Here is a 9,624-nt window from a genome sequence, read left to right as displayed (position 1 = left end):
TAAATCAAATTTTATATCGATTATTGCTCCCTCTGCTTCTCTGTTTGCTATATCTAGAATGCCGCAATGTTCTTCGACTATTCTTTTAACTATAGCAAGCCCTACTCCCATACCTTTACTGCTGGTCGTAACATAGCTTTCGGTAGCTTTGCCTATTAGCTCAGGCGGGAATCCTTTACCGTTATCCGTTACAATAACGCTAATAAAATCATCTTTAACATCTATAGTCACTTCTATTTTCCCGGATTCTCGTCCTTCTATTGACTCTTCTGCGTTTTTCAATAAATTGATCATAACTTGATTTATTTGGGTAGCATCACACATAAAATCAAATTGTTCTACGTTAGACTCAAATTTATACAAAATATTATCATTAAGTAATTTACGTGCTTCAACAATATGTTTAACTAAATAAACTAATTCACTCTTCGTAAATTTAGGAGCAGGAAGACGTGCAAAAAGAACAAATTCGGATACTATATTTTTAATATCGTTAGTATGGCGAATAATCATTTTTAAATAATTTTCAAATTCTACCCTTTCCTTAATTTCAGGGCTAAATTTCTTCAGCAATCTTTCAGAAGCAAGTAAAATAGGAGTTAACGGATTCTTGATTTCATGGGCTACTTTTTTTGCAACATCCGACCAAGCCATAGCCCTCTGTGCTATAACTAAATCACGCTGCTGGCGAGAAAGCTGCTTAATCATTCTATTAAATGCCACATAAAGCGTGCCTATTTCGTCTTTATCTACTTCATTTTCAGGCACTTGTACCGTTAAATCGCCGTCTTTAACGTTATCGGTTGCAGTAACTAATTTTTTAATAGGTTTTACTATTTTAGCAGTAAATATAACCCCGAAACTTATAGCTACAAAAAGAAGTAATAAGGCAATAAAGATAAACATTATAGAGAACTTAATCTGTATATTATCTATTTCATTTTTAAGGCTATTATACTCGGCAGCTGCTCCGTTAGTTGCATCTACATGGTCGATAATTTTATTATCTACTAATCTACCAACTAATAAATACACATCATTATACTCTTTTAATTTAATCAGCATTCTTATTTTGGTTGGATCGGATTTTACTTCCACCAGTTCACCTAAATCCGCTTTTTTTATTAAATGTGCAGGGATAGTTGCAAATGATAATGAAAAACTTAAATAACTATTAGCTACTATAGTATTAGTAGATTTGTTTAAAACTATAGCCTCATCAAGCGAACGCATCTCTGCTTCAGTATTAAGTGTTTTAGTAAATAAAGCGGGATTGTGAATTAAATCGTAATACATATCGCTTAAATCTTCAGCAACGGCTAAAGCCGTTTCTTTTAGCTGTAATTTATGCTCGGCAATATAAGATTCTGCAACTATCACGGATTGATCAAGAACCGTAGAAATCTTCTTATCAAACCAAGCTTGAACACTAAGATTAAAAAAATAAACAGAAAATACCGAAACAATTATAGTTGGAATAGCTGCAACTAAACTAAAGGCAATTACAATACGATTTTGTAATTTAGAACTATCGTTATTATTATTTTTAGTAAAAAATTTTTGAGTTAGTAAAACACCTAAAATTAAAAAAATTGCTAAATCAACTAATAAAAATCCAATAATCGTACTAAAATTCTTTGATTCTAAAGATATCACATAAAAAGTAGCACAAGCAAAAATAATAGCTGCTGTTGCTAAAGTAAAAATTAGTACTCTACTAGAAAAATAAGAATGTAAATTTTGTTTAAGATAACTAAGCATAGATACTGTTTATATGACTATAACAGTTCTTTATAACATAAAAAAAAGCTAATTGAAAATATTTCAAGTTTTAAGTGCCTTATTGTCATTTCTGCAAAAGCGGGGTGTTGTTGCATTGATTGTTTTTATGTCATTCCCGCGGAAGCGGGAATCCAGTCAAACATATAAAAACTTGTTTTTTTATTATATTTATTTCATCAAATACATAAAATTTTGTATGGCTATTTTTTGGATTCCTGCTTTCGCAGGAATGACATCTTGAACGTTTGTACAACACATGGTCAAGCAACTAGATGACAATAAAAAAAGCTAGAAATATTAATATTTCTAGCTTTATATTTAGTATGAAAATTGTTTGAAATTTTATTCATCAAACATTTTTTTACGAGCAAATTTTCTCTGTCTTCTTGCTGCTTCTTGTGCTTTACGAACACGCTTCGCTGAAGGTGTTTCATAATAACGCTGTTCTTTCATCTTACGAAAATAAAGCTCCCTTTGTAGCTTTTTCTTAAAATTCTTAAGCGTATTATCACAATTACCGGCGTGAACATTTACTAGTATCACTAAAATTACTCTCCTTAAAAGATATTGTGGTTTATTGAACTATACCCTATAATTCAGTTATATGTCAAGGTTAAAAATATGAGCATTCAAGAAGAACACCATATCAAAAAAATAAGCTTCGTGCAATCTTTATTAGAATTATTACCGTTTAATGAATGGAATAATACACTACTCGAAGAAGCAGAAGAAAAATGCGGTTTCGCAAAAGGCTATAGCTTAATAGTTTTTCCAGAAGGTTTATCCGAAATAGTAGGATTCTTGGAAGAGTATTTAGATAATATTATGCTAGAAAGCTTAAAGATAATAGCAGAACCATCAAAAATAAGAGAAAAAATATCTTTGGCCGTAAAGACTAGGGTCAAAACCGTACTTCCTATTATTCATAGTAAGAATGCCGCTTATTTTGCATTAAACCCAATACAAGGAACTGAAGTTGCATTCCGTAGTTGTGATGCTATTTGGCGTTATGCCGGTGATAAATCTCTTGATTTTAACTATTATACCAAAAGAAGCTTATTGCTCTCGGTTTATGTTTCATCTATTCTTTTTTATATCCAAGACGAATCGGAAAATTATATTGAAACCGATAAATTGATTGAGACTGCCTTAGAAAATATAGTAAAAACTTTCTCACAGATGAAAAAATTACTCGCCCCTTCAAAGATCCCCATAGTTAGAATGTTTACGTAGATATGCTTAATGGGTAATATTAACTTCCATATCAAATATAAAAATGCTATTGAAACTTATAAATAAAGTTAATAATGAATTACATTTAATCACTTGTCATAAGACTGTAAAAGAAGCTCAAGCATTGTTTAAACAACATGGTTCTAAATCAGAATCATTTGTTGATGAATTTTTAAAACAGAAATATCAAGAAGCGAATAAAGAAAATTCTAAATTTTAACTTGTAACCCAATAATGTCTTCTCATAACAATAATTCTTGATTCTTCTTCCTTGATGGCTTTACTTGCGGAAGAAAAAGGACAGGAAAAAATTATCCGATATATACAGCAGACAAAGCTTGGGCTAGCTTACAATTAAGTTGCAATATTGTTTTGATTCGCTAATTCACATAATATGAAAACTCAATTTAAAAAAGAATGTTCTAATAAAGAACATGATAGAACATTAGTTAATAATCAAGTTATCCCTATAAGTTATTTCGGTGAAAATTCAAAAACACTAAAGATACTTTTCTCTGAATAATTTAGATCTTCAAGAGAAGATAAATGATGACAAATATTATTCTTATAAAACAGAAAAGAAATATGTAGGTTTAAAAGAAATCGCCTATACCGAAGAACAACAATATTTAGAAAAAGAGCTTATAGAAGAAACTAAACAAATCGAGCCGAAGCCAATATATACTTATCCACCTAGGAAAAAATTAAAAACTTATGATGATATTTCTTTAGCAAAACCAATTTATATATCCAACTATTAAATTATAACGTATGTATAAGGCAAATTAAGGGCTATGAGCCAATTTATAAAAAAGCACGGATAGAGAAAGAGACGATAAAAAGCCGTACTGTTACTAAATATAAGAATGTACCTGAGTATAAAGAGATTCAAGTGAAAAAATTTAACGAAGTGAAATATAATGAAGATATTAATAGTATAAAGATAACAATAAAGAACTTAATATTTAAAATCTGTGATTTGCTAGCTCTTATGAAAACTATTAATTTAGAGCAAAAACAAAAGCTCCTACTAAATTTAAGTAATAAAGTAGAAAGTGATGCTAAAGCACAGTGCCTTAGCGATTTAACAAAATATACTAGAGTTGAAGTAATGTTTAAATATTGAAATGAATAGTAGCAGTATTTAGGATACGAAGCACAAATATTATCCGGCTTATGCAGCTGAAACGATAGGTAGTAACTAATAGTGAAATGAATTGAGTTAGACAAAATGTCTATATCATCTTTTAATCTGTAATACACCTTATTACTTTCTTAAATACCTTAAAAATTCTTGTATTATGACCTCTCTTGCATATAATGAAGATATTTTTAAAAATAATTTCTAAAATAATGACAAATACTAAATATTATCCTGAAGTTAGCTCGAATGCTGATTTTGCAGGCTTAGAGCGAGAGGTACTAAAATTTTGGCAAGACAATAATATATTCCAAAAATCTATTGATGATAGGAACGGAGAGTCAGAATTTATTTTTTATGACGGCCCGCCTTTTGCAAACGGTTTGCCGCATTACGGTCATTTGCTTACCGGCTTTATTAAAGACGTATATGCTAGATACCAAACCGTAAAAGGTAAGAAAGTCGAGCGTCGCTTTGGTTGGGACTGTCACGGTCTTCCTGCTGAAATGCAATCAGAGACAGAACTTGGCATTTCAGGACGTCTTGCAATAGCTAATTTTGGTATAGAAAAGTTTAATGCACATTGCAGAGCTTCGGTCATGAAATATGCTAATGATTGGGAAGAATATGTAACTCGTCAAGCAAGATGGGTGAATTTTAAAAATTCTTATAAAACGATGGATAAGAGTTTTATGGAATCCGTACTTTGGGCATTTAAGGAGTTATATAATAAGGGGTTATTATATGAATCTATGCGGGTAATGCCTTATTCTTGGGCATGCGAAACACCGCTTTCTAATTTTGAAACAAGACTTGATAATTCTTATCGTGAACGAGCCGATAAAGCTGTAACGGTGAGTTTTGTACTATCTCATCCCGTGGCTACGACCACAAGATCTTTTAAAGAATACCGTATACTCGCTTGGACGACAACACCTTGGACATTACCGTCAAATTTAGCCTTAGCAGTCGGTAGTGATATAGATTATGCATTAGTCCCTAAAAATGATGTTTGTTATATAATAGCTGCCTATTCCGTCTCTAAATATGCTAAAGAATTAGGACTTAGCGGTGAAGAAAATTTTGAGATAATTAAAGGCTCAGAACTTCAAGGATTGAACTATAAATCTTTATTCGACTATTTCGAGAATCATCCAAACAGCTTCAAGATATTTGCAGGCGATTTCGTGGTTGAGGGTGACGGCACGGGAGTCGTACATATGGCTCCAGGCTTTGGTGAAGATGACCAAATACTTTGTGAATCGAAAGGTATTGAGCTTGTTTGTCCTGTTGATAATAGCGGTAAATTCACTAAAGAAATTCCTGATTTAGAGGGCTTACAAGTATTTGATGCAAATGACAAAATAATAATCAAACTGAAAGAACAAGGAAATTGGCTAAAAACCGAGCAGTATATTCATAATTATCCTCATTGCTGGCGAACAGATACGCCTCTTATATATAAGGCTGTTCCGTCATGGTACGTAAAGGTTACGCAATTTAAAGATAAAATGGTAGAATTAAATCAGCAAATTAACTGGATACCTTTCCATGTTAAAGATAATTTATTTGGTAAGTGGCTTGAAAATGCCCGTGATTGGTCGATAAGCCGTAATAGATTCTGGGGAACGCCGCTGCCTGTATGGAAGTCCGATGATCCAAAATATCCACGCATAGACGTTTACGGCTCTATAGAGGAATTAGAGAAAGATTTTGGTGTTAAAGTTACTGATTTACATCGTCCGTTTATCGATGAACTGACAAGACCAAATCCCGACGATCCAACCGGTAAATCAACAATGCGTAGAATAGAAGACGTGTTTGATTGCTGGTTTGAAAGCGGTTCAATGCCATATGGGCAAGCCCATTACCCTTTTGAAAATAAAGAGTGGTTTGAGGATCATTTTCCGGCTGATTTTATAGTTGAGTATTCAGCTCAAACACGCGGATGGTTTTATACTTTAATGGTGCTATCTACCGCTTTATTTGATCGCCCACCGTTTTTAAATTGTATATGCCACGGCGTAATTTTAGACTCTACAGGTCAAAAACTTTCAAAGCGTCTTAATAACTACGCCGATCCGCTGGAACTATTTGATAAATACGGCTCTGACACTTTAAGAGTTACGATGTTATCTTCAAACGTTGTTAAAGGTCAGGAGCTATTAATTGATAAAGACGGCAAAATGGTATTTGATACGCTTCGTCTATTTATCAAACCTATATGGAATGCTTACCATTTCTTTACGATGTATGCTAATGCCGATTCGCTTAAAGGCAAGCTTAATTTTAGCTCTAAAAACGTACTTGATGTTTATATATTATCTAAGCTTAAAATAGCCGTACAAAAAATTGAAGAGAGCTTAGATAATTTCGATACGCAAACAGCTTATCATGCAGTTTCAGAATTTTTTGAAGTTTTGAATAACTGGTATATAAGACGAAGCCGTGCTAGATTTTGGAAAAGCGAAAAAGATACAGATAAGCAAAATGCTTATAATACTCTATATTCATGTTTAGACACCATGGCTATTGCGATGTCGGCACTAGTGCCTATGATTTCGGAAGCGATATATAAGGGATTACGTCATTGTGAGGAGCGTAATGACACGGCACTCTCAGAAAAATCAAACGTCATTGCGAGGAAAGACACAAGTCTTGATAAAGCAATTTCAGGAGTATCTCATAAGATTACCACGGCACTTTCAGTGCCTAGCAATGACGCGATTAGCGTACATCTCTGCAACTACCCTACTCTCTCAGACTTTGAAATAAATCACGAGCTGGTTGCTACTATGGATAACGTGCTTGATATTTGCAGTAATAGCCTATTTATCCGAAGCACTGAAAATATCAGGGTAAGGCAGCCACTTGCTAGCATAGCTATTATCAGTAAACATAATAACAACCTCAAAGATTTTGAAGATTTAATTAAAGATGAAATTAATGTTAAGGCGGTAATTTATCGTGACGATCTAGAGAATTACGCAAACAAAAAACTATCGATTAATTTCCCAATGCTTGGTAAACGTTTGCCGCATAAAATGAAAGAGATTATAGCCGCTTCTAAAAAAGGTGAGTGGGAAGCTATCGCAGGCGGTTTAGCTATATGCGGTGAAACCTTAAATAGTGACGAATATAAGCTAGTTTTAGAGCCGTATTCACATATCAAAGGAGCAACAAGTTTTGAGAATAATAGTAGCTTGTTAATACTTGATTTAGAGCTAACACCTGAGTTAATAGAAGAAGGATACGCAAGAGACATTGTACGCTTTATACAACAGGCTCGAAAAGATGCCGATTTCTCTATCACTGACAGGATTTTAATTGAGATAATAAGCGAGTTTAATTTATCTAAGATAATTGATAATTATGGAGACTTTATTAAAGAACAAACTTTAGGCGAGTTTGCTAAAAATTTCACGCCTGATTATGTAAGTAAAGTAGAATTAGAGAACCATCAAATACAACTTAAAGTTAAGAAATCGTAAATTATTTTACTATCAATTAAGATGTTGATAATTTACTTAGATTAATCTATAGTACGCACGCTATAAATTAATTTAAGGTAAATTATCATGCACAACTCCTCCACAGCTCCATGGGGTTCTCAAATTAAAAGAACTACTAAGCCGGAAACTACTAAAACAGAAAATGTAATAACTCTAGGGTATTTAAAACAATATTTTGATACGTTGCATCCTAAAGACGGGACAGCATTAAATATTATAGCTAGCTTAGATGATCCGAATTTAAATAAAATAAATCTCATGGAAGACCTTATATCGCAAGGTGTAAAATAAATAAAAACAATAATGCACAAGCTGAATATTTACTTAATCAACGTTTGAACCTAATCCCAGCCTAATACAAGCAATACACAATAAAAGTTTAATTTTAGTAAAGTATTTTGTAGAAGAAAAAGGAGTGAATGTAAATTTTAGTCATTATGGTTTTAATATACTATCTAATATACTAAATGTTACTGCCGGTTTGGAAGAACCTTACAAAATAGACATTACATGTGATCTTTTAATAAAAGGAGCAACTTATTTAAATACAACCTTAGAAGAAGCAGCACAAGGTGGTCAAAATGTAAACGATCTTCATAAGCAAATCTTTTTTAAAGCAACAAACGAAAATAAGCTTGAAGTAATTAAAAAAAATTTGTTGAAATATACGGTTTTGATGTTAATACTGAATATCGTTTAACACACCATTAAGTACCGCAAATTTAAACAATAGAAAAGAAATTGCAAAGTATCTTTTATCTAAAAATGCTAATTTAGATGTAGCTCTAGAAGTAGCAATAATATACGGTAATTTAAATGCAGTAAAAACATTATTAGATGCAGGGGTAACGATTAACGGCAATACAGATGTATCACCTTTAATGCTTGCATCAGAGTATGGGCAGGTCACAATAGTAAAATATTTACTTAAACACAGTGCTAACTATAATGTTAAAGGATGGGAAAAAGATAACTTACATAGCGATGTATCGTGTCAACTCACTCAAATCACTGAGATTTCTACATTGTGTGAAAAAGCTAATAATCCTAACCACCAATACATATTAGAGAGGATATGAAAAACACATATATCATCACATTATGACGGATATAAGAATTTATCATCAGAACAAATAAAGCAAAAATTTGCTAAATTCAAAAAACAACTATCTAAAGATTTACAAAATTTCGCAGAAATTAAAGCACTGAATTAAAGCACTGTTAGAAGATTATTCTAGCGGGAAGAAAATTCCAATAAATACAAATACTGTAGTAGAAGACGAGGGCTATATTTCTGATTTTAAGGTTGAAACTGAAAAACCTAACACAGGCTCTAGGTTAGAACATACTCCTTCTAAATCAGGTATATTTCGCACTTTTGCCCTTGAGGGACTTGATGAAGAAACGTCTTTAGGCGGTGATATAAAAATATTTGATTCTGAGCTTTAATAATGTCATTCCTACGATAAGATTGCTTCATTGCCTGCTCTTATGTCATTCCTGCATAGACGTTGTTGCGTGGACCAGTTTCCTAATTGTTATCCTATGGCCTGTCCATGGGGTCTAGTTAAAAATACTAATAATATTAGTATTTTTAACTAGATTGCTTAATCAAAACTCACAATTTTCCTCACAATGACGACAAAACCTCTTACACATTTATTAGATACATATATATTACCACGAAACATGAGAATCATATTTCATGGTAATATATACTTTTTTATAAAAAAATCTAATTAAAATACGGAGGAACCATGGCTCATCCAAATCTTACGGAAGGAAATAATTATTTTAGGAATGAGAAATTATAAAGAAGCTATAGACATGTATAGTAAAATACACAAAAGCTCTAATTATTATCAAGAAGCACAATATTATTTAGGAGAGTGTTACCTTTAATCAAGAAGAATTTACAGAAGCTGTAGAGGCATATAATAAGGTAAACAAAAATCA

General features: G+C 32.2%; 9 protein-coding genes and 2 pseudogenes (1 of these 11 running past the window's edge). 9 read left to right on the top strand and 2 right to left on the bottom strand.

From position 1 onward, the window contains the following. Window positions 1-1,761, bottom strand: the 5' portion of a protein-coding gene (locus WSW_RS0106210) for a sensor histidine kinase NtrY-like (RefSeq protein WP_016917470.1). 39 nt of this gene lie to the left of the window's left edge; the window shows 1,761 of its 1,800 coding nt (coding positions 1-1,761); its start codon is at window positions 1,759-1,761; its stop codon lies off the left edge, out of view. A 363-nt stretch (window positions 1,762-2,124) separates the two neighbouring features. Continuing rightward, complete coding sequence (gene rpsU / locus WSW_RS0106200; RefSeq protein WP_012148483.1) at window positions 2,125-2,325, bottom strand: 30S ribosomal protein S21; 201 nt, start codon at window positions 2,323-2,325, stop codon at window positions 2,125-2,127. Between the two features lie 78 nt (window positions 2,326-2,403). Between rpsU and WSW_RS0106195 the strand changes: the two genes are divergently transcribed. From WSW_RS0106195 to WSW_RS0106155, 9 genes and pseudogenes are all read left to right on the top strand, one after another. After that, a complete protein-coding gene (locus tag WSW_RS0106195) occupies window positions 2,404-3,015 on the top strand; it encodes a COQ9 family protein (protein WP_016917469.1) in 612 nt (203 codons plus the stop codon). A gap of 43 nt (window positions 3,016-3,058) precedes the next feature. Next, on the top strand, window positions 3,059-3,235 hold the full coding sequence (locus WSW_RS1000000112150) for a hypothetical protein (RefSeq protein ID WP_016917468.1): 177 nt from the start codon (window positions 3,059-3,061) through the stop codon (window positions 3,233-3,235). A gap of 174 nt (window positions 3,236-3,409) precedes the next feature. Continuing rightward, window positions 3,410-3,538 carry a hypothetical protein gene (locus WSW_RS1000000113670; RefSeq protein WP_014362393.1) on the top strand — a complete coding sequence of 43 codons (129 nt, stop codon included), beginning with the start codon at window positions 3,410-3,412 and terminating at the stop codon, window positions 3,536-3,538. 369 nt (window positions 3,539-3,907) lie between these two features. Next, window positions 3,908-4,141 (top strand): hypothetical protein, encoded by a 234-nt coding sequence (locus tag WSW_RS01000000108660; RefSeq protein ID WP_016917467.1) that lies wholly within the window; start codon window positions 3,908-3,910, stop codon window positions 4,139-4,141. A 227-nt stretch (window positions 4,142-4,368) separates the two neighbouring features. Then, entirely contained in the window at window positions 4,369-7,647 is a 3,279-nt protein-coding gene (gene ileS / locus WSW_RS0106175) for an isoleucine--tRNA ligase (RefSeq protein ID WP_029375020.1), read from the top strand. Window positions 7,648-7,734: 87 nt separating this feature from the next. Further along, window positions 7,735-7,959 carry a hypothetical protein gene (locus tag WSW_RS0106170; RefSeq protein ID WP_016917465.1) on the top strand — a complete coding sequence of 75 codons (225 nt, stop codon included), beginning with the start codon at window positions 7,735-7,737 and terminating at the stop codon, window positions 7,957-7,959. A 124-nt stretch (window positions 7,960-8,083) separates the two neighbouring features. After that, window positions 8,084-8,379: pseudogene (locus tag WSW_RS1000000112395) on the top strand (hypothetical protein). Further along, window positions 8,358-8,465 (top strand): annotated as a pseudogene (locus WSW_RS1000000114010) (ankyrin repeat domain-containing protein); the annotation flags it as partial. The pseudogenes WSW_RS1000000112395 and WSW_RS1000000114010, both read left to right, overlap by 22 nt. 3 nt (window positions 8,466-8,468) lie before the next feature. Next, on the top strand, window positions 8,469-8,747 hold the full coding sequence (locus WSW_RS0106155) for an ankyrin repeat domain-containing protein (RefSeq protein WP_238528549.1): 279 nt from the start codon (window positions 8,469-8,471) through the stop codon (window positions 8,745-8,747). Window positions 8,748-9,624 lie beyond the last annotated feature (877 nt).

Source organism: Rickettsia honei RB, from assembly GCF_000263055.1.
GTDB classification, from domain to species: Bacteria; Pseudomonadota; Alphaproteobacteria; order Rickettsiales; family Rickettsiaceae; genus Rickettsia; species Rickettsia rickettsii.
Note: the sequence above shows the minus strand (reverse complement) of the source record. Positions and strands in the feature narration are given on the sequence as shown.

Bases quoted from the DNA above. Each gene is read 5' to 3' on its own strand.
- WSW_RS1000000112150 (WP_016917468.1), top strand. From the start codon at position 3,059: ATGCTATTGAAACTTATAAATAAAGTTAATAATGAATTACATTTAATC.
- WSW_RS0106170 (WP_016917465.1), top strand. From the start codon at position 7,735: ATGCACAACTCCTCCACAGCTCCATGGGGTTCTCAAATTAAAAGAACT.
- WSW_RS1000000113670 (WP_014362393.1), top strand. From the start codon at position 3,410: ATGAAAACTCAATTTAAAAAAGAATGTTCTAATAAAGAACATGATAGA.
- ileS (WP_029375020.1), top strand. From the start codon at position 4,369: ATGACAAATACTAAATATTATCCTGAAGTTAGCTCGAATGCTGATTTT.
- WSW_RS0106195 (WP_016917469.1), top strand. From the start codon at position 2,404: ATGAGCATTCAAGAAGAACACCATATCAAAAAAATAAGCTTCGTGCAA.